This is a genomic window from Leptotrichia hongkongensis (genome assembly GCF_007990635.1).
In the GTDB taxonomy this organism is placed as follows: domain Bacteria; phylum Fusobacteriota; class Fusobacteriia; order Fusobacteriales; family Leptotrichiaceae; genus Leptotrichia; species Leptotrichia hongkongensis.
In genome coordinates, this window is sequence record NZ_AP019846.1 from 717,933 (window position 1) to 738,752 (window position 20,820).

A 20,820-nucleotide genomic window follows, 5' to 3' on the forward strand; every position below is an offset into this window, starting at 1 on the left:
AATTATTAAAATATCAGAAATTCTATAATAAAAATTTATTCCTGCTTTTAGAAGAGATTTAGTATAAAATATAAATTTTCAAAAAATTAAAAAATAATCATTTACCATTATTGATAAAACTAAAAAAATATAGTATAATTATGAGATTAGAGATGTTAGTAAATACATTCAGACTTTTATTAAATACATATCTAGAATTTGAATTAAAATAGTTTACTATATCGCAAATCAGACACGTTAATGACAATTGAACAAATTTTAAAACAAATAGTATCATTTAAAATTTAGGGAGGTAGTATTTATGTACGCATTGGATAAACAGCTTGTTTTAGAAGATGGTAGTGTGTATAAGGGGTATGGATTTGGAGCAGATATTGAAATGGCTGGAGAAGTTGTTTTTAATACTGCGATGACTGGGTATCAGGAAACTATTTCAGATCCATCGTATAATGGGCAGATTATTACATTTACTTATCCGTTAATTGGAAATTATGGTATAAATAGGGATGATTATGAAACTATTAATCCAAGTATCAAGGGAATTGTAACTCGTGAAATATGTAGAAAACCTTCTAATTTTAGAAATGAATTTACATTGGATGAAGTTTTGAAGGACTTAAATATTCCAGGAATTTCTGGAATTGATACACGTAGTCTGACAAAGAAAATAAGAGAGCATGGAACGATTAAGGGAATTATCGTTAGTGCAGACAAAGATCCGCAAGAAATTGCAAAAAATTTAAAAATCAATTCGTTACCAACCAATCAAATCGAACAGGTATCGACAAAAAAAGCATTTCTTTCATCTGGAAGAGGGATGAGAGTTGTTCTTCTTGACTTAGGAATGAAATCAGGAATTATGAGGGAACTTAACTCAAGAGACTGTGATATTGTCGTAATGCCACATAATGCAACTTCTAAAGAAATTTTAAGACAAAAACCAGACGGAATAATGCTAAGCAATGGACCGGGAGATCCGATAGATGTTCCAGAAACAATTGCTACAATTAGGGAATTAATAGATAAAGTGCCAATTTTTGGAATTTGCATGGGACATCAACTGATTTCACTTGCCTGTGGAGCAAAGACATATAAATTGCTATTCGGACATCGTGGAACAAATCAGCCAGTATTAAACCTACAAACTGGAAAAGTTGATATTACAGCACAAAATCATGGATATGCTGTAGATATTGACTCATTGAAGGATACAGAGCTGGAATTAACACATATTGCAGTAAATGACAGAACCTGCGAAGGTGTAAGACATAAAAAATATCCAGTATTTTCGGTACAGTATCATCCAGAGGCTTCTCCAGGACCACATGACCCAAATTATTTATTTGATATGTTTATTGAAAATATGAAAAAGGATCGGAAATAATAATTTTAGAACTATTGATTGAAAACAAATTTTTTAGTTTACTTTAGGTAAATTTGTTACATAAAATTAAAAATTATAAAATATTGAAATAAAAGCGTTGATAAAAATTAATAGCAAGGAGATGTAGGGAAATGCCTAAACGAAAAGATATAGAAACAATTTTAGTGATTGGATCTGGACCGATTATTATTGGACAGGCTGCTGAATTTGATTATGCGGGGACACAAGCGTGTCTATCATTGCGTGAAGAAGGATACAAGGTTATCCTTGTAAATTCTAATCCTGCAACTATTATGACAGATAAGGAAATTGCGGATAAAGTATATATTGAGCCATTAACTGTTGAATTTGTGTCAAAAATTATAAGAAAAGAACGTCCAGATGCCTTGCTTCCTACTCTTGGAGGGCAGGTTGGGCTAAATCTGGCTGTGGAACTGCATGAAGCGGGAGTGCTGGAAGAATGTGGAGTAGAGCTGCTAGGAACTAAGCTTGACTCTATTAAGCAGGCGGAAGACAGGGAACTGTTCAGAGATTTGATGAATGAACTGGGAGAGCCTGTGCCTGAATCAGATATTATTCATAATTTGGAAGAGGCACGTAGATTTGTGGAAAAAATTAGATACCCTGTGATTGTGCGGCCTGCCTTTACAATGGGAGGAACTGGTGGAGGAATCTGCCATAATGATGAAGAACTGGAAGACATTGTTACAAATGGACTTAGATATTCGCCAGTAACTCAATGTTTATTAGAAAAATCAATTTCAGGATACAAGGAAATTGAGTATGAAGTAATGCGCGACAGCAATGATACAGCGATTGTTGTATGTAATATGGAAAATATTGATCCAGTTGGTATTCATACGGGAGATTCGATTGTAGTTGCACCGTCACAAACATTGACAGACAGGGAATACCATATGTTGAGAGATGTTTCGCTGAAAATAATAAGAGCATTGAAAATAGAAGGTGGATGTAACGTTCAGCTGGCATTAGATCCGTATTCGTTCAATTATTATATTATTGAGGTAAATCCAAGGGTATCACGTTCATCGGCACTTGCTTCAAAGGCGACAGGTTATCCAATTGCAAAAATCGCTGCAAAAATTGCAGTTGGATTGACACTTGATGAAATTATAAATCCTGTTACTAAAAATTCGTATGCGTGCTTCGAGCCGTCACTTGATTATGTTGTAAGTAAAATACCGAGATTTCCGTTTGACAAGTTTGAAAAGGCGGATAGGCATTTAGGTACACAAATGAAGGCAACAGGGGAAGTAATGGCTATTGGTAGAACTTATGAAGAAAGTCTGTTAAAGGCTATTCGTTCGCTTGAGTACGGAGTACATCACTTGGGGCTTCCAAATGGGGATGAATTTAGCTTGGAATATATTTTGAGAAGAATCCAGAAAGCTGGAGATGAAAGATTATTTTTCATTGGGGAGGCGTTAAGACGAGGAGTTACTCCGCAGGAAATACATGATATGACAAAAATTGACATGTTTTTCCTTGATAAAATGAAAAATATTGTTGATATTGAAGTTGAATTGAAGGCGAATGTAAATAATCCAGATGTACTGCTGTTTGCCAAAAGATATGGATTTTCAGATAAAGTTATTGCACACCGTTGGAATACGACAGAAGATGAAGTTTACAAACTTCGTGAAAAATACAATATTAAACCTGTATTTAAGATGGTTGACACCTGTGCGGCTGAATTTAAGTCAGAAACGCCTTATTTTTACTCGACTTATGAGCAGGAAAATGAAAGTGTTGTGGGGGATAAGAAAAAAATTATTGTACTTGGCTCAGGACCTATTAGAATTGGGCAAGGTGTTGAATTTGACTATGCTACAGTTCATGCTGTGAAGGCAATAAAAGAGTCTGGTTATGAGGCAATTATTGTAAATAACAATCCTGAAACTGTTTCAACGGACTTTTCAATATCGGATAAGCTTTATTTTGAGCCACTTACAGAAGAGGATGTTATGGCGATAATCGAGCTTGAACAGCCAGAAGGCGTTGTTGTTCAGTTTGGCGGACAGACGGCAATTAACTTGGCTGAAAAATTGGCAAGACATGGTGTTAAAATATTGGGAACAGCACTTGAAGAAATTGATAATGCGGAAAACCGTGATAAATTCGAGGCATTGCTGCATAAATTGAACATTCCTCAGCCACTTGGAAAAACTGCGTTTGATACGGAAACTGCTGTAAAAAATGCGGCTGAAATTGGGTATCCTGTTCTAGTGCGTCCATCTTACGTATTAGGTGGAAGAGCAATGGAAATCGTATATCGTGAAGAGGAGCTGCGTCAATATATGGAAAATGCTGTAAAAGTATCTCCTGATCATCCTGTGCTTACTGACAGATATTTAGTTGGAAAGGAAATCGAAGTGGATGCAATTTGCGATGGGGAAACAGTTGTAATACCAGGGATTATGGAGCATATCGAAAGAGCGGGAGTCCACTCTGGAGATTCTATTGCGGTTTACCCTCCACAAAGTATTACAGATTCACAAAAACGTACATTAATAGACTATACAACAAGACTTGCAAAAGGATTAAACATTATAGGGCTTTTGAATATTCAGTATGTAATTAGCGATGGAGAAGTTTATGTATTGGAAGTAAATCCTAGAAGTTCAAGGACAGTTCCATTTTTAAGCAAGATTACAGGTGTTCCTATGGCAAATCTTGCTATGAAGGGAATTCTTGGAGAAACGTTGAAAAGTAAAGGATATCAAACTGGATTAATTGAAGAAAGTAAACATGTGTATACAAAAGTTCCTGTGTTCAGTTTCCAGAAATTAAAAGATGTGGACACAACACTAGGGCCTGAAATGAAGTCAACAGGAGAAGTTATGGGAAGTGATGAAAACCTTGAAAAATCACTTTACAAAGGGCTAATTTCATCTGGAATTAAAGTCAAGGATCAAGGAAGCGTATTGTTTACAATTAGTGGAACTGCAAAAGAGGAAGCTTATGGACTGGCTAAGAGGTTTTCTGACTTGGGTTATCATATAATGGCTACAAAAGGTACAGCTAAATATTTTGAGGAAAAAGGGCTTCGTGTTGAAACTGTCGGAAAAATTGAAGAAGAAGGAAAATACGAGCATGATGTATTAGGACTGATTTACAAAGGACTTGTTGATATGGTAATAAATACAGCGGCTAAAAAGAAAACTGCAACAAATGACGGATTTAAAATTAGACGTGCTGCAAGTGAACAGGAAATCGCCTGTCTTACTTCACTTGATACAACGGACGCTTTACTGAAAGTTCTAGAATCTATTTCGTTTAATGTAAGTTCGATATAATTAATTTTGATTTTATTAAATAAAATAGAAAATAAATTTTAAAAATTACCAATTTCATTAGTTTTATTTTGAATAATAGGATTAGGGAAATTGGTAAAATTTTTAAGTAAAATAAAAAAATAAAAGGTAATGGAGTAAAAATGAACTATAAAAAAATAATATTAATAGTATTTCTCTCAATTTTTTTATTTTCCTGTGATGATACATTTAAGGAAATTGGAAGAAAATTTAGTATAAAAAAAGTGAAAAATGAAGAAATGGAGAAGTACAACGGCTATATTGAAATCCATAATAATTTGACAAATATTGAAAATGAAATTTCAAAATATATTGATGTGGCTGGAGAAGGCAAAGAAATAAATGTTCAGGAAATGGGGAGACTGGAAAGCATTCCTGTTATTAAAATTGATAATGCTGTTATCCAAAAACTCGAAAAAAATATAAATTCAAAATTTAAGATGGAAAAGCTGGATAATTCTTCCAAAAGATTATTGCCAATTTTAAAAGAATTAAAAGTAGTAACAGATTCTATGACAAATTACTATAGAAAAAAAGAATATTTGGCAGATAACTTTTCCAAAGGGCAGCAATTACATACAAATTTTTTAAAAATTTACAAAAGATATAAAGAAAATTCAAATGTTTTTAAAGCGGAAGTGGAAAACAAAACGAAAGAAAGAGTGCAGAAAATATTAGAAACATATAAAAATGAAGGCAGCCTGATAAAATACAATTTGGTAATTCTCATAAATAGTTGTGAAGATTTTGTGGATAAAATGGATAATCAGAAACTTAGTATGACAACATTTATAAAAGGTGATTTGGGAAAATTAAAAAAAGCGCAGCAAAATATTTTAACAGCTTCAACTAACTTTCAAAAGACAATTACAAATGAAAAACAATTGAAAAAGGAAAATTATACAAAAGAAAAATTGGAAATATTTAATAATCAACTTGCAGAATTTGAAAAATCAGTTACAATATTTATTAAAGAAGTTGAAAAAAGTAAGTCATTGAGTAAAGAAGATATTGAGAAGAAAGTTTATACAGAGGATATGGCTGGGACTCCGAATGATGTAATTAAAAAGTATAACAATTTAGTGAATGCCTACAATAATCTGATGAATTAAAAGTAAGAAAAAATCAAAATTTATATAGATAATTATAAATTTTATTATATACTCAAACCTATTTAAAATTAAACTGCTAAAAATTATATAGATTTAGGGTTTGAGTAAAATAGTCATAGCCTTTTAGTTTAGTTTTAAAGCAGTTTTACTATATTTTATAAAAAGCCTTAAAATAAGAATTTTATAAAGAATAAATTATTTTCAAAAATAAAAATCTATTTAAGGCATTTTTATTTTAACATAAATTGCAATATTAATGTTAATCTCTTTTTAAACAGGAATAATTCTTTTTATATTGCATTTATTATTAGTCACAAATTCAAGTATATTATAGATTTTTCCTAAGTAGAAGAATAAGCCAAATTAAAATAAATTCCGTTATCCGCAAAATATTTTCCAGCAATTTTAGCGTATCTAATTCCCACATCAGTCAACGAAAAATCACAGTTTTCTTGAATTTTTCCGTAAATAAAAAATTTATCCATACTGGATTAAATACAAAATCTTTTTTATCATATCAGTCCTTTTTATTCTCATATATATTCTGCTATTCTAGATGCTATTCGTTTTTAATTATTTCATAAGTATTGGAATTTGAAAGAACTTAATAATATTGATTTTAAGGTATAAGTTTGGTATAATATGCTCAAATCCATTTAAAATTAAGATAATAGAAGTTAGATAAATTTAAGTTTAAGTAAAATAGTCATAACCTTTGAGTCTAATTTTAAAGAAAGATTATTATGGATGTACTAAAAATATATAAAAAGGAGAAAATTTAGAAAATGAATAAAAATAAAATTGCAAAAATATTGCTGTTATTCATTATTATATTGTTTGGACTAGGAAAACTGTATCTAAGTAGAAATAACAGTATAAATGCAAAGGAAAATTTTTCAAAGGAATTTGTTGCACAAAATAAGAGAAATAATAAAAAGAATGTTATTAAACAGAAAAATATAGAAAATAAAAATGAAAAACGAACTCAAAATACTTCAAACCAAGGAGATAGAAAATATCAAATTGATTATGACCATGTGATTGGCGGGGATGAAAATTCACAAGGGAAAGTTACCGGTGGACATTCACTTTTGCGTGGAGATGTGAGAATTGTAAAAAAAATTGGGAATCCAGCTAAAAACGGAGTGTATCGAGCAAGTATTGAAGTAAAGAAAAAAGACGGAACTTGGCAGGCAAAAACTTCTAATGGTGGAGTAAATACAATGTTTCCAGAAAACTGGGATGAAGCGAGAATTATTGATGAAATAAATTCAGCATGGGAAAATAGAAAAGATCTTAAAGGCAGAGATAATAATATGTGGCAGGGAATAAGCAAAAGCGGAGTTCTGATACGTGGTTACAAAAGCCCTAGAATAACAGCTTATCCAGTTTATGAAAATCGTTAGAAGTAATTTTAGGAAAGGAGTAGTGTGAATGATTATAAAATTTGGTTACTACAACGATGAAGATTTTGGATTGACTGCATTTCCAGAAATAAAATTTTCTGAAAAAGAAATAACAAAAAATAATAAAAAAAATGGATGTTTAGAAAAAAAGAAAGCAGTGTATACAAAATATCTGATAACTGGAATAATGGAAGATTTTCCAGATATGGAAATAATTGATATTTTTTTGCCACAGCTAGAAAAAGTTGAAGCTGGGAAAATGCAAGAAACTGTTTGGGACGGACAGGCTTTTCAACATAAAATTAATAAAGAAAAAGTAGAATTTGAGCATACAATTTTTGGGATTTGTCAGGAATATCCGCTGTGGGAATGTAAGTTTGAAGAATATAGAAAAGTTTTTGAAGGCTGGAAAAAGTTTTCAGAAATGGAAGTTGATTTAAAAAGTGAAGTTACAGTGGAGATTTAAGAAATAAAAAATAAAAATATGAAAAAATATTTATTAATCAAAATATTTGAAAAATAATTTATCAGAAATGATTATGAATTCAGTACAATCATCATATGCACTATTATAAAAATTTATTTCTATTTAAAAATGGGATTTAGTATAATATAAATAGAGAGAAATAGAAGCTTAGAAAGGTAATTATGATAAAAAGAATAGATACGATATACGTAAGAAATTATTTTTACGTATATAATTTGAAGGATGAAGATTATAAAATTTTATCAGAAAGATTGGAAATTGATGAAGAGAAGATAAAGAATGTTATTGACGAGGAAATTTTTACTCCAAGAATTTCAAAATCAGATTGGGAGATTTATAAACTGTATTACCCAGCTATTAAAAAATCTACAAAAGATAAAGAATTTACATCATATGAGATTAATCCGATTGTAATTTTTTTTAAAGAAGATAAAATTGTTATTTTAGATGACGATTATTACAACGATTTTTATCAATTTGTTGAAGAGTATGCCAAATTAAGAGATGAAGTTCTTGAAGAAAATCGTTTTTTCCTAAATATGCTTCATAAAATTTCTCAAAGCCTTTATAAATATGTGAGAATTTTGATTGGAGAACATGACAAGATAGAAACTGTTTTGAGGGAACAGCAAAGTAACGAAAAGTTAATTTCTCTTGCGGAAGTAGAACAAGGATTTTATGTTTATAATATTGCATTGAGAAATTTGGACTATGTTGTTGAGAATTTGAAAGAAGATGAGCAATTTGAACAATATGAAGAATATATGACAAGAATTTTACAGGAGATAAATTTTACACTAGACTTATCGTCTTCATACTGTGAAATTTGTAAAACTACAAGAGAAACATATTCATCGTATATTGGAAATAATATGAATATCACAATGAAATTTTTAGCTGCAGTAACAATATTGGTTACAGTTCCAAATATGATTTTTGGATTTTATGGAATGAACGTGAAGTTGCCGCTTCAAGATATGGGATTTTGGGCATTAGTAATAATTTTTATAATAATGATGTTGCTAATGCTAGTTTTGTGGAGATATATGAAAAAGAAAGTTTTATAGTAAAACTCCTTTAAAACTAAACTCAAAAGTTATGACTATTTTACTCAAACCCTAAATTTATATAATTTTTAGTAGTTTAATTTTAAGTAGGTTTGAGTATATAATGTAAAAATAGAAATTATAGTAGTTTATTTTTGTTAAAATAAAAAAATCAAAATAAAGATGTATAAACATAATTATAATTTTAAAGTAAATTTATGATGTATAATAAAAGACTATCTAAAAGAATATTTTTTCTAAAAGATAGTCTAATTTTTTTGTTATTTATCTTGTAAATTTTTAAAATTAAGGTTTTAATTTAGCTAATTCATCTAAATCAACATCAGCGTCATAATCCACATTATCAAAGTCAAATCCATTTAATTGCATGAATTCCTCTCTTGCTCCAGCGTAATCGCTTATTTCCTTAAAGTTATCTGGAGTAACTTTATCCCAAAGAGCTTCTACCTCAGCTTGAACATCTTCACGCATTTCCCAGTTATCTGGACGTAATCTTCTTTCTTTGTCAATAACAGGATTGTTTCCATAAACCATTTGAGTCAAAAGTCTATGTTTTTGTTCGATTGTACCTTCGTGGATACCTTTTTCCTTCATTACTTTGTAAAGCAATGCTGCGTATAATGGGAAAATAGGGATAACTGCACTTGCTTTTGTCATTAACGCCTTACTTAATGAAACGTATGCTTCTCCATTGTATTTTTCTTTTAAAAAGTCATTTAAAACATCAGAAGTATGTTCCAAATCTCTTTTTGCAGCTCCAATTGTACCTTCTTTATAGATTCCATAAGTTACTTTTGGGCCTAAATATGAATAAGCTACTGTTTTAAAGCCTTCAGAAAGAACACCACCTTTATCAAGTGCCTCAATCCATAATTTCCAGTCTTCTCCACCCATAACTTTTACAGTGCTGTCAATTTCTTCTTGAGTTGCGACACCCATTGTTGTTTCTTCCATAACTTCTTTTTCAAAGTTGATAGTTGGACCTGTAATGTCCTTTGTTGTAGATTTTAATGCTGAACGATAAGTTACACCGTCAATTGGATCAGTTCTAACTGCACTTGCTAAGCTGTAAATTAACAAGTCGATTTTTCCACCAAATTCTTCTTTAATGAATTTTATTACATCATCTTTCATTTCCATTGAAAAAGCATCACCAATAAAGTTTTTAGAAACTAAACCTTCTTTTTTAGCAGCTTCGTTAAAGGCAATTGTATTCCACCAACCAGCAGAACCTGCTCTTTTTCCTTCTACCCCTTTTTCAAATGCCACTCCGATAGTTTCTGCTCCGGCACCGAAGGCAAGGGAGATTCTTGTTGCAAGTCCGTACCCAGAAGAAGAACCGATAATTAGAACTTTTTTTGGACCTTCATATTTATCTTGTGATTTTACATAGTCAATTTGCCTTTTTACAAATTCTTTTGCTCCAATTGGATGGTTTGTAAGTGCTAAACCACCTTTTAATCTAGGTTTTATAACCATTTTTTCTTTTCCTCCTAAAAAATTATTTATTATAATTATTTTTCAATTTTAAAAAAATCATACATTTAAAATGATAACATATTTTATGATATATTTTCAAGAAATATTTTTATTTAAATAAAAATAAATAATTTTGACAATCAAAATAATTCTTTAGATAGAAAAGTTAATAAAATTACAACTGTGCTGTAGGATAAAGAGTGATTTCATTCATACTTACTTCTTCTGGCAAATCAATCGCAAATTTCACGGCTTCGGCAACTATCATTGGATCTGCTCCAATTGTGTCATAAAGAAACTCAATTCTTTCCTTAATCGCTTTGTTTGTAATACGTGTTGCAAGTTCAGTTCGGAATGCTCCAAGATATAGAGTTGTTGTACGTACATTCATTTTTTCGTTGGCACTTTCTTTTCTCAGTACTTCCATTAGTGCTTTTACACCATGTTTTGTGGCACAGTAAACTCCTGCTCCAAGATATGTGTTTAGCCCAGCAACAGAAGATGTGCTAATAACGTGTCCAGATTTTTGCTTAATAAAATGAGGAAGTACAGCTTCTATACCGTTTAGGACGCCTTTTAAGTTCACGTCAATCATTTCGTCCCATTCGCTATTTTTTAGTTCTGATAATGGTGCATTTGGCATTAATCCGGCATTGTTGAATATAACGTCTATTTTTCCATATTCAGAAATTGCAAAATCAACCAATGCTTTTACTTCCTCTCTTTTTGATACATCTGTCACTTTGTAAGCCGCTTCTCCTCCTTTTTCCTTTATTTCAGCAACAGCTTCCTGTAATTTGTCTTCATTTCTTGCAGCAAGTACAACTTTTGCTCCGCTTTCTCCTAATAATTTCGCAGTAGCTCTTCCAATTCCTGAAGAAGCTCCTGTAACAATAACGACTTTGTTTTTAACAGCCATTTAAATCATCTCCTTTAAATAATTAATTTTTATCACAAACAAATTATAACATATCTTTTGAAAAAGTCAATAGGTCTATATATATCTATTATAAAAAATGAATGATATGTTGTAGTTGTTATTTTTAATATTTTAAAGTATAATTATAATAAATTAACTTTAAAAGTTGTAGTTATTTCATTTAAACTTTAAAAATATTTAATTTTATAAATACGATGTAAAATAGATTATAGCATTCTAATTTGAAACGGGAACTTAGACAAACTATAACTTTCTACGTATTCTTGCTTCAAATTTTAAAAGGATTGACTATAATTTTGGAAAGGTAAAAAATGAGTAAATATAAAGAAGTGTACAATAATATAAAAAAACAAATTAAAGATGGAAAATTAAAGCCAAAAGATTATTTAAAAAAGGAAGCAGATTTTGCCAAAGAATATTCCTGTTCAGTACTTACTGTGAGAAAAGCACTTGCTTTACTGGAATCAGAAGGATATATTCAAAAAATAAAAGGTAAAAGGTCAGTTGTACTTGAAAAAGGGGATTTAAAAAATATTTCGCTTACTTCAATACAGACATTTCAGGAATTGAATAAGATAAAAAATATAGATGTCAAGGCAAATTTAGTTAGTCTATATATAGTACAAGGTGTCGAGGAACTGATGGAAAAATTTAATGTTTCTAAAGCGGCTGATTTTTACAAGGTTGTCCGTACTTATTCCTTGGATGGCGAAACTGTTCAGTACGCCACTTCTTATTTTGATAGAAAAATAGTCACTTATCTGAATGATGAAATAGCTAGCAAGTCTATTTATGAATATCTGGAAAATGAACTAAATTTAAAAATATCGTATTCAAGACGCGAAATAAAGTTCAGAAGTGCAACAGATGAGGAAAGACGGCATATAAATCTTGAAAATATTGACAGAGTCGTAGTTATTGAAACTTACGCCTATTTATCCAACGGAAATCTTTTCCAATATGAAACAATAACTTATCATCCTGATAAATTTACTTTTACTGCAATTGCTAAAAGATAGTTGCTAAAAATATAAAAAGTGGATATAATAAGAATAGATAAAACATTAATTAATTAAATAAAAAATAAGAAGGGAAATGATAATAATGGAAATAAACAAATTTATTGATCATACAATTTTGAAAGCAGCAGCTACAAAGGAAGATGTAAAAAAATTATGCGATGAAGCGAAAGAATATGGATTTTATTCAGTTTGTGTAAATGGGGCGAATGTTGAATATGCTTTTAGTCAAGTTAAGGACAGCGATGTGAAAGTTGCGGCAGTAGTTGGGTTTCCTTTAGGAGCGATGGCAACGGATACGAAAGTATTTGAAGCGAAAAAGGCTATTGAAGACGGTGCTTCGGAAATTGACATGGTTATTAATATTGGAGCATTGAAGGATAAGGACTATGGTTTAGTGGAAAATGAAATTAGAAAAATAAAAGAGGCAATTGGAAGCAATGTTCTGAAAGTTATAATTGAAACTTGCTATTTGACTGATGAGGAAAAAGTGAAAGCATGTGAATTATCAGTTAATGCAAAGGCAGATTTTGTAAAAACTTCAACAGGATTTGGAACAGGAGGGGCAACATTTGAAGATGTGGAGTTTATGAAAAAAACTGTTGGAGATAAAGCAGAAGTAAAGGCAAGTGGTGGAGTGAAAGACCTTGAAACTGCAAAAAAATATGTTGAATTAGGAGCAACAAGACTAGGAACAAGTTCAGGAATCGCTATTGTAACAGGACTGGAAAGTGAAAAGGCTGGCTATTAAATTTTAGTCAATAAAGAGGAACATAGTAATAGACTTTTTTTTAAACTATATATTTTTATAATTTAATAAAAGAAGGATTATGAAGCAAGGGGTTAGTACCCCTTGTTAAAGTAAGAAATTGGATAACAGATATTTATGCAGCAAGAAATTAAGAATTTTTATCAGAAAGAGAAGAAGTTTAAAATTGAAAATAGTATATTAATTAGGTATATAAACTTTTGCAAATAGCTGTCAGTAAAATGTAAAGGAGAAGTGAGTATTTATGAAATTTAAAAATTTTAAATTTAGAAATATTTTCTTTTGTTGCTTTCTTCTGCTAGTTTCTATGCTTTCTTTTGGGCAAAATAGGAAATCTGATGAGATTATTTTGACTGATGATGGAGTAATTTTGGATTTGAAGGGAACATTTAAAATTAATTGGGATAAAAGTGATTCAGATGTACCATGTTCTGCAATAGAATATGGGGAAATGCTCTTTTATCCTGATAATAAGGATATTGTGAATGGGAAAGCGATAGTTTTCAAGCCTAGGGATTTTGACTATAATAATCCAGATATATATGAAAATAATGAAAATTATGAAAAAGAAGCTGCTAAGGAAGAGAAAATTATTGCTGAAACATTGAAGAAAAATTTTCCAGAAGAGTATCAAAAAATGCAAAAAATTCGTAAAGGGGAATTTGAAGTTGCAGCGACAGTTAAGATAAAAAAGGTTTTGCCATATACAGAATGTGATTTTACGACAGTTTATGCTCAAGTTACTGAAATAAAGAAAATTGATGGTACAAAATCAAAAATTACAAAACTTGAAGTGAAAAAATCGGATGAATCAGATGATTTTGATGAACCGCATTTAGATGAAGCGGGTTACCTTCGAGAATACAGGGTAAACTCAAAGGATGGATATGGAAATATGGGTTAAAAACCGACTAAAGATTCAAAAGTTATTTCAAAATTAGATAGTGAAACAATTGTAAGATATATTACAAAATATGGTGACTGGTATTATGTTTATTATGCTGACTATCCTTCTGACTATAAGAATGACCTAACAGTCAAAGAATATAGGGGATTTATCCATAAGAGCCAGTTGAAAAAGCATGTTGATTAGAGATTTATGTAATAAAATTGAAAAAATTTATGCTTTTGATTACAAAGAGAGGATAACTTATGAAAAAAATTTTTTTGAAAATAGTGATATTTTTGATTTTTGTAAATGTGGGATTTGGAGATATTGCTAAAAATTTAGGAGATTATTATTCGATAGATAAAGGAAATGTTTATTACAAAAATAAAATTTTGGAAGGAGCAAATCCGAAAACTGCTGAGTTGATAGGATTTTCTCTTTTAAAAGATGATAAGAATGTTTATTACATGGGTGAAAAAATAAAAGATGTAAAAATTAAAAATTTTGAGAAATTAGGTAAAAATTATTGGAAAAATGAGAATAAAATTTATTATCGGGATAAAAAAATAGAAAATGCTGATATTATGAGTTTTAAAGTTTTAAATGAAGATTATGCAAAGGATAAAAATCATGTTTATAGCGGAAATGAAGTAATAGATCCTTCTCCATTATTGGGAAAAATTAAAAATCCTGAAACATTTGAATTCTTGCCAAATGGAATAATATACGCTACATTATATGGAAAAGATAAATACAATGTATATTATATAAACAATATAATGTCAAACTGTTTTGATTCATACTATTTTATTTATGAAGTAAAAGGAATTAATAGAGATAAAGTAGAAGTTCTGAATAAATGGTTTATAAAAGATGATAAAAATATTTATTTTAAGGGAAAAATTTTAGAAGGTGTACATTATAATACATTTGAAGTGCTTCCAAATGGAGATGGAAAAGATAAAAATAGAAGTTATGAATATTTGACTAAAGATGAATAAGAATGGTTTTAATCAACTGGAAACTAATTGTTTATACAGATAAAATAAAAAGGGTAGGAAATAAAAAATGGAATTTAGAATAATGACTTACAATATTTACGGAGCAAGGCTTGCTGATGGGAAGAAATTGGCAAAAAGCATAAAAAAATATAAGCCTGATTTTGTTACATTACAGGAAGTTGATAAAAATACGAAAAGAAGTAATTTTCGTGATGTAACGCAGGATTTTTCACTTGAACTTGGGTATAATTATTATTATTTTCAAAAGGCAATGGATTTTGATAAGGGAGAATTTGGAATTGCGTTTGTTTCAAAATATGATGTGAAAAATATATATGTTCACGAGCTGCCGTCTGCTGGAAATGAAAAAAGACAGGTTTTGGCAGCACAAATTAGTTCAAAATATAAAAAACATATTTTGGTTATAAATACGCATTTAGATTATGAACCTGCAGTAAAAAGTACCCAGATTGACGATTTGATGACAGTTATAGATTATTTTAAGGGAGATATAAAATTTTTATGCGGTGATTTTAACCTTTTGCCAACAACAGAGCATTATCGGAAAATTGCTGAAAACTGGAATGACACTTATTTTGAAGGCAAGGACTTGGAAAATAAATCAAATCTTGAAAACAGGAATCTTGAAACACAGAGAATTGATTATATAATGGCTAAAAAAGATGCAAATTACACAACTAAGCAAAGTTTTTTTATAAATGATGATTCGCAGGAATGGACAAAGCTGTCGGATCATTTGCCGTATATGGCGGTTATTGAAATGGAATAAATTTATTGGAAATGATTTTGAGATTTTTTGAATTAGGGAATGTCTTAAAACTCTCAAAATGATGAATTTTTAACAAATTTTTCTAAATTCAAAAATAATAAATACTGATTTTATCGTACTTTGTATAATTTCTAAAATCAAAAAATATTAAAAATAACATAGATTTTGAGTTTTCAGACACAGCTTAATCCTTATACCTCTATTTAAATTTTAAAAAAGCTTTTTATTTTAAATCAGGAGTAAATTTTTAGTCAATGTAGAAAAATTTTGAAGATAAATAGGAGTATGGTAAGAATACCCCTGTTAAAATTTATTTTAATCCCAATAATTTTATGACATTCTCTCCAAGTATTTTATCTGATATTTTTTTAGATAGACTTAAATATTCTATTGCCTGTTTATTTAAAAATGAATCACCGTAAGGAGCGTCAGAACTAAATAGACATTTGTCAGGAACTTCTGTTATTATCATTTTTAATGCGAGTGTAGAAAAAGCAGCGGATAAATCAATGTAAGCATTTGGTGTATTTTTTACAAAATCTGTTACTTCCATCCAGTTATAACCTCCCATATGTCCAAAAATTACTGGTGTTTTGGAATATTTTTTTGTGAGATTTTCGAGAATTTTTATACCGTTTAGAGTGACTGGATTAAAAGTGTGAACCCATATGGGAAAGTTTTCATATTGTTTTAGTGCTTTAAAAATTGTTTCCAATTGGCTTACTTGTTCATCATTTCCAGGTGTAAATTCGCCAACGCCTTTTAATCCATTGTCAATAATATATTGTTTTATCCAGATTTGAGTTTCTTCAAGAGATAATCCAAGTGGAACTGTTCCAAAGCCATAAAATTTATCAGGATAATTATTTATTACTTTCATTAAATCAGAAATATCCTTTTTAAATCTTTTTTTATTATTTTCAAGAGAATTTTCTCCTCCTAAAATTTTAAATAAAATTGACATCGCATTTTTGAATTCAGTTAAAGTCTTAGCTTTTTCAGGATGTGGTGTTGTAGTAAAAAGTATTGCCTTGTCTACCCCCGCTTTATTCATTTGTTCAATTTGTAATTCTGTTGGCAATATTAAATGTTGGTGACTATCTATTATCATATCTTCTCACCCTTTCATCTTTCTATTATTTTTGATATAATAAAGTATAACATACCTCTTGTAATCAATACAAGTACGCACATTTTTGATATAAAGTATCTTTTTTGATACTTTATTAAAGGAAGGAAAAATATGTCAAAAACAGAAGCAGTTTCAAACGCTTGTCCAATGGAGTTAGGAATAAACATACTCAGTGGAAAATGGAAATTAAGGATTTTATGGAATTTGTACATTAAAAAAGTGGTCAGATTTAATGAATTGCAAAGAAACCTGGGAAATATTACTACAAAAACTTTGACAGAGCAATTGAGAGAACTTGAAGATAAAAAAATAATAAAAAGAACTATTTATCCTGAAATTCCTCCAAAAGTTGAATATTCTCTGACTGAAATAGGCAGTTCTATTGAGCCTGTATTAAAAACTTTATGCGATTGGGGAAATGAATATTTAGAATTGATTGATAATAATACAGATAAGGTTTGAAAATAAGTTATGCGGAAACAAAATTTTCAAGTAAGAAATATTTTCTATCATAATAGAGTTGTTAAAGCTACTATTTAATGAAATAAAGGTGTTTGTACGGCTTTTAATAAATTTAAAAATGATAAAATATCGTTGTAATTTTTGCAATATATTTACATTTTTCATTGTAAAAAGCGTGTAATGAGAACATTTTTTCGTTGAAATTTTTGTTGATGGAAGAAAAATATAATCTCGAAATACCAGCAAGAATATCAATGAATGATTATAAAAAAGAAGAATAGTTGTTAAATTTACGGTTGTATATGACAGAAGAAATTAGAAATATTGTGAAAAAAGAAAAAATGACTTAAAAATGACTGATAAGATGACTGATAAAGAGCTACAAAGACTGAAAATAGTGAGGCTCAAAAGATTTTAAATGTTTCGGATTCTACGGCGAGAAGATTTTTGAATAAACTTGTGAAAGGTGGGATTTTGGAGGCGTTTGGAGAGAAGAAAGCGAGAAAGTATAGGAAGAAATAAAATTTAAATTTTTAAATATTTAAGAATTATAAAAAATTATGATAATTCAAGGATAAATTAATGTAAACAGGATGAGATAAAATGGATATAAGTATAATTACTTGGGATGAAAATTATTATGATAGTTGTTACGAGGATTATCTTCAAATTATGAAAAATAATGAAATTGTTTATTATGGATATTGGTATGAATTAATTTCTTATAATGAAAAAGCACGATATAAGTTTGTATTTGAATTTAATTATGGGGATATAAAAAATAAATGTGATACAGGTATAGTAAAATTTGAGAATAATTTTTTGATGGTTCCATATCGAGAAAAAATTTATCAACACAATTACAAATATTTACCTTTAAAATTTACTGAACATCAGTTATTAAGGTTGATGTCTAAAGAAGAAATAAGTTTAATAAACAAAATTTCTTGTTCAGATATTTTGTTACAGTGGTTAGGATTGAGTAATTTTAAAGGATATTTTGATACATTTGAAGAATATAAAAAACAATTATTTTACGATATATATTTTGTTGATATAGATAAATTAGATGATAATATTGAAAATTTTTTTAAAGAAATATCGGAATTAAAAAATAGAGAAATAGCAACAATTTTAAGAAATGATTTTGAAATTGTTATGGTTTATTTGAATACCGGAAAAATTTGGGAAGCATTTTTGAAAAAGGATGATAAAATATATTTGAATACAGGACTGGATGTAAGCATAGATATAACAGATATTGCAGAGAAGTATTATAAAAAATCTTAAAATCAATTGCTTTTAAAACGGATAAAAGATATAATTAAATAAAAAAGAAAGGGAGAAAGTATTGAAAGAAATAGTAAAATATGGAGATAAATTATATGGAAATAAAATATTCAAAGTTTGAAATTAATATGTGGGATATGTTTTCTCTGATGATGTTTTTAGGACATTTATTAGTAGGAATTGATATTTTATTTAATGAGAAAGAAAAGGCCGGGATATTTTTTTTAGCTATTGGAATAAGTTATTTTATATATAGATTTCTTTTGGTAATGATTATTAAAAATAAGATGAAATTTGATTTTTCTGATTATGAAGTGAAAATAAAAGGTCTATTTTTGAGAAAACGATTGCATATAATGATATAAAAACTTTGACAGTGAGAAAAAATATATTAGGCTCGTATGACATTCTTTTAAATTTTGACAGCTCAATGAATATTTACAAGTATTTCTGTAATTTAATAATTGATGTTTCAATAGAAAGTAATCATAAAAAAGTTATATTTTTGTGACATAAAAAATAAAGATGAAATTTTGGAATGTTTATTGGAGAAAATAGGTTATCCAAAAAAAGAAATTCGTGAAAAAGTGAATGGAGAAAAATTATATGTAAAATATTCAATTTTTGAAAAGTATTATATGATGTGTTTTGCAGTATTTAGTTTAATGATAATTTTTTCAGTTGGAATTGCATGGGAATATTTAAATTTAATAATTAAATTGTTTACAATAATATTATTATTAGTGATGACTGTAATAAGATTTTTTAAAAAAGATTATGTTATGAAAAGATATAGTAATTACAGTGTATCAATTTCTGAAAAGAAAAAAGAAATTTATATTATGGATGATTTTTTTGAAACAGATAAAAAAGTGATAGTTAATTATGAAAATACAAATTTTAATAGCGTAAAATTTAATTTTTATTATTTTCAAAATAATGTTATGCCTAAAAATTATAAAAAATAAAGGATGATTTGAGGATATGGAAAAAGAATGTGGTTATAATCCAGTATTTAAGATTACAAATAATGTAATGAATTTTTTGATTAAAATTACAGAGATAGTTGGAGAAATAACAATTTTAGAAAAAACGAATCCTAATTTTGTTATAAAATATAAAAATAGGATAGAAACAATTTATTTAATGTTTAAGAATGAAATTAAAGACTTAACTTTAGAAAAAGTTTCAAATATAGTAAAAGGGAATTCAAGTGAACTGTCATTTGAAAATATAGAAAAATAAAAAAACAAATGACATTTATGAGAAAATAGAATTTTTAAATCCATTTTCAGTAAAGGATTTTTAGATATTTATAGAATTTTGGTAAATTCAGACAACAAAAATTTAGTTCAAAATTTTTCAAAATATTTAAAAGAATTATTTTCTTGGTTAAAAAGAGTAAATTGAATATTTTAATAAAATCTTGTATTTTAAATTATGAAATAGCAAAAATGTCACATTTTGAAGATGGTAGAATGGGAAGATTATGGCAAATTTTAATTTTATCAAAATGGAAAAGTTTTTGCATGGATACCATTAGAAATATTAATACAAGAAAATATAGAAAAACATCCTAAATACACAATAAATCAAAAAACGAATCGCAAGGAATACTCATGTTGTTTTTATACTTCAAATTATAAAAGATAATCTAAAAAATTAAAAAAGAACTTCAAAATTATATGAAGAAGAAAATATTTATAATTTTTTAAATGGTGCATATATTGGATTGTTTAAAGATGTTGAAGTTGAAGATATAACAGTAGATTTTAAATTTGATGCTTTTTATATAGGAGAAAATAATGAAATAGATTTTAGCACAGCGATAAAAAATAAATTTTCTGCGTTGATTCCAGAAGAAACTAGAAAAAGAAAATTGATATACAATAATATTATAAAAGAAATACAAAATATGGAAATTTCATTCAAAAAATGTAACCACTATTCTGAATCAGTTGATTTTATAATAGAGAATCGAAATGATAGAGAATATAAATATTATAAAGATTTTTTTGAAACTATTGAAACCAAATATTATATAAATGGATTGGGAAAACCATTGAATTTTTATTTATTAGAAGAAGATAAATGTAAAAACTGTTTATATTTATATGAAAATTACACATATGTTACATTTTCTATTAAAATTATTGAATATAAATCATACATGGCTATGTTTGTATTTGGTTCTAATTACTAAAAATAATAAAAAACAGGGAATTTATTTGCCTTTAAAAAACATAAAAGGTATAATA

Annotated in this window: 21 protein-coding genes; 17 read left to right on the forward strand and 4 right to left on the reverse strand. The window is 28.4% G+C overall.

Features of this window, described 5'->3' with window-relative positions; translation table 11 throughout:
* The first annotated feature begins 301 nt into the window (after positions 1 to 301).
* From carA to FVE75_RS03440, 3 genes are all read left to right on the forward strand, one after another.
* Positions 302 to 1,384 (forward strand): glutamine-hydrolyzing carbamoyl-phosphate synthase small subunit, encoded by a 1,083-nt coding sequence (gene carA / locus FVE75_RS03430; RefSeq protein WP_147005226.1) that lies wholly within the window; start codon positions 302 to 304, stop codon positions 1,382 to 1,384.
* 131 nt (positions 1,385 to 1,515) lie between these two features.
* The gene (gene carB / locus FVE75_RS03435; protein WP_147005227.1) at positions 1,516 to 4,701 is read left to right on the forward strand and encodes a carbamoyl-phosphate synthase large subunit; all 3,186 of its coding nucleotides are present in this window, start codon (positions 1,516 to 1,518) and stop codon (positions 4,699 to 4,701) included.
* Positions 4,702 to 4,841: 140 nt separating this feature from the next.
* Positions 4,842 to 5,831 (forward strand): YiiG family protein, encoded by a 990-nt coding sequence (locus FVE75_RS03440; RefSeq protein WP_147005228.1) that lies wholly within the window; start codon positions 4,842 to 4,844, stop codon positions 5,829 to 5,831.
* A 341-nt stretch (positions 5,832 to 6,172) separates the two neighbouring features.
* Here FVE75_RS03440 and FVE75_RS10895 read toward each other — a convergent pair whose 3' ends face one another.
* A complete protein-coding gene (locus FVE75_RS10895) occupies positions 6,173 to 6,316 on the reverse strand; it encodes a histidine phosphatase family protein (protein WP_172618766.1) in 144 nt (47 codons plus the stop codon).
* A 300-nt stretch (positions 6,317 to 6,616) separates the two neighbouring features.
* On the opposite strand from FVE75_RS10895, the gene FVE75_RS03445 reads away from it, so the two are divergent.
* From FVE75_RS03445 to FVE75_RS03455, 3 genes are all read left to right on the forward strand, one after another.
* Positions 6,617 to 7,237, forward strand: coding sequence for an EndoU domain-containing protein (locus FVE75_RS03445; RefSeq protein WP_147005229.1), 621 nt, complete (start codon positions 6,617 to 6,619; stop codon positions 7,235 to 7,237).
* Between the two features lie 28 nt (positions 7,238 to 7,265).
* Positions 7,266 to 7,703 carry a hypothetical protein gene (locus tag FVE75_RS03450; RefSeq protein ID WP_147005230.1) on the forward strand — a complete coding sequence of 146 codons (438 nt, stop codon included), beginning with the start codon at positions 7,266 to 7,268 and terminating at the stop codon, positions 7,701 to 7,703.
* 182 nt (positions 7,704 to 7,885) lie between these two features.
* A complete protein-coding gene (locus tag FVE75_RS03455) occupies positions 7,886 to 8,791 on the forward strand; it encodes a magnesium transporter CorA family protein (RefSeq protein ID WP_147005231.1) in 906 nt (301 codons plus the stop codon).
* 285 nt (positions 8,792 to 9,076) lie between these two features.
* Here the strand turns inward: FVE75_RS03455 and fabV are convergent, their stop codons facing one another.
* Both fabV and FVE75_RS03465 read right to left on the reverse strand, forming a co-directional pair.
* Complete coding sequence (gene fabV / locus FVE75_RS03460; protein ID WP_147005232.1) at positions 9,077 to 10,270, reverse strand: enoyl-ACP reductase FabV; 1,194 nt, start codon at positions 10,268 to 10,270, stop codon at positions 9,077 to 9,079.
* A 175-nt stretch (positions 10,271 to 10,445) separates the two neighbouring features.
* Positions 10,446 to 11,189 carry an SDR family oxidoreductase gene (locus FVE75_RS03465; protein WP_039900891.1) on the reverse strand — a complete coding sequence of 248 codons (744 nt, stop codon included), beginning with the start codon at positions 11,187 to 11,189 and terminating at the stop codon, positions 10,446 to 10,448.
* 332 nt (positions 11,190 to 11,521) lie between these two features.
* On the opposite strand from FVE75_RS03465, the gene FVE75_RS03470 reads away from it, so the two are divergent.
* From FVE75_RS03470 to FVE75_RS03490, 5 genes are all read left to right on the forward strand, one after another.
* Positions 11,522 to 12,229, forward strand: coding sequence for a GntR family transcriptional regulator (locus FVE75_RS03470; RefSeq protein ID WP_147005233.1), 708 nt, complete (start codon positions 11,522 to 11,524; stop codon positions 12,227 to 12,229).
* A gap of 85 nt (positions 12,230 to 12,314) precedes the next feature.
* The gene (gene deoC, locus FVE75_RS03475) at positions 12,315 to 12,980 is read left to right on the forward strand and encodes a deoxyribose-phosphate aldolase (RefSeq protein WP_147005234.1); all 666 of its coding nucleotides are present in this window, start codon (positions 12,315 to 12,317) and stop codon (positions 12,978 to 12,980) included.
* A gap of 262 nt (positions 12,981 to 13,242) precedes the next feature.
* Positions 13,243 to 13,902 (forward strand): SH3 domain-containing protein, encoded by a 660-nt coding sequence (locus tag FVE75_RS03480; protein ID WP_232052607.1) that lies wholly within the window; start codon positions 13,243 to 13,245, stop codon positions 13,900 to 13,902.
* Positions 13,903 to 14,150: 248 nt separating this feature from the next.
* Positions 14,151 to 14,888, forward strand: a complete 738-nt coding sequence (locus tag FVE75_RS03485; RefSeq protein WP_147005235.1) for a DKNYY domain-containing protein — start codon at positions 14,151 to 14,153, stop codon at positions 14,886 to 14,888.
* A 67-nt stretch (positions 14,889 to 14,955) separates the two neighbouring features.
* A complete protein-coding gene (locus FVE75_RS03490; RefSeq protein ID WP_147005236.1) occupies positions 14,956 to 15,678 on the forward strand; it encodes an endonuclease/exonuclease/phosphatase family protein in 723 nt (240 codons plus the stop codon).
* A gap of 310 nt (positions 15,679 to 15,988) precedes the next feature.
* Here the strand turns inward: FVE75_RS03490 and FVE75_RS03495 are convergent, their stop codons facing one another.
* Positions 15,989 to 16,789 carry an amidohydrolase family protein gene (locus tag FVE75_RS03495; protein WP_147005237.1) on the reverse strand — a complete coding sequence of 267 codons (801 nt, stop codon included), beginning with the start codon at positions 16,787 to 16,789 and terminating at the stop codon, positions 15,989 to 15,991.
* A gap of 132 nt (positions 16,790 to 16,921) precedes the next feature.
* Between FVE75_RS03495 and FVE75_RS03500 the strand changes: the two genes are divergently transcribed.
* The 6 genes from FVE75_RS03500 (at position 16,922) to FVE75_RS03525 (ending at position 20,765) form a co-directional block, all read left to right on the forward strand.
* The gene (locus FVE75_RS03500; protein ID WP_060918369.1) at positions 16,922 to 17,272 is read left to right on the forward strand and encodes a winged helix-turn-helix transcriptional regulator; all 351 of its coding nucleotides are present in this window, start codon (positions 16,922 to 16,924) and stop codon (positions 17,270 to 17,272) included.
* A gap of 603 nt (positions 17,273 to 17,875) precedes the next feature.
* Positions 17,876 to 18,562: a hypothetical protein gene (locus tag FVE75_RS03510; RefSeq protein WP_147005238.1), complete on the forward strand. Its 687-nt coding sequence runs from the start codon at positions 17,876 to 17,878 to the stop codon at positions 18,560 to 18,562.
* A 95-nt stretch (positions 18,563 to 18,657) separates the two neighbouring features.
* On the forward strand, positions 18,658 to 18,927 hold the full coding sequence (locus tag FVE75_RS11210) for a hypothetical protein (protein ID WP_232052608.1): 270 nt from the start codon (positions 18,658 to 18,660) through the stop codon (positions 18,925 to 18,927).
* A gap of 168 nt (positions 18,928 to 19,095) precedes the next feature.
* Positions 19,096 to 19,530 (forward strand): hypothetical protein, encoded by a 435-nt coding sequence (locus FVE75_RS11215; protein ID WP_232052609.1) that lies wholly within the window; start codon positions 19,096 to 19,098, stop codon positions 19,528 to 19,530.
* A 16-nt stretch (positions 19,531 to 19,546) separates the two neighbouring features.
* The gene (locus tag FVE75_RS03520; RefSeq protein ID WP_147005239.1) at positions 19,547 to 19,807 is read left to right on the forward strand and encodes a hypothetical protein; all 261 of its coding nucleotides are present in this window, start codon (positions 19,547 to 19,549) and stop codon (positions 19,805 to 19,807) included.
* Positions 19,808 to 20,294: 487 nt separating this feature from the next.
* A complete protein-coding gene (locus FVE75_RS03525; RefSeq protein ID WP_147005240.1) occupies positions 20,295 to 20,765 on the forward strand; it encodes a hypothetical protein in 471 nt (156 codons plus the stop codon).
* Positions 20,766 to 20,820 lie beyond the last annotated feature (55 nt).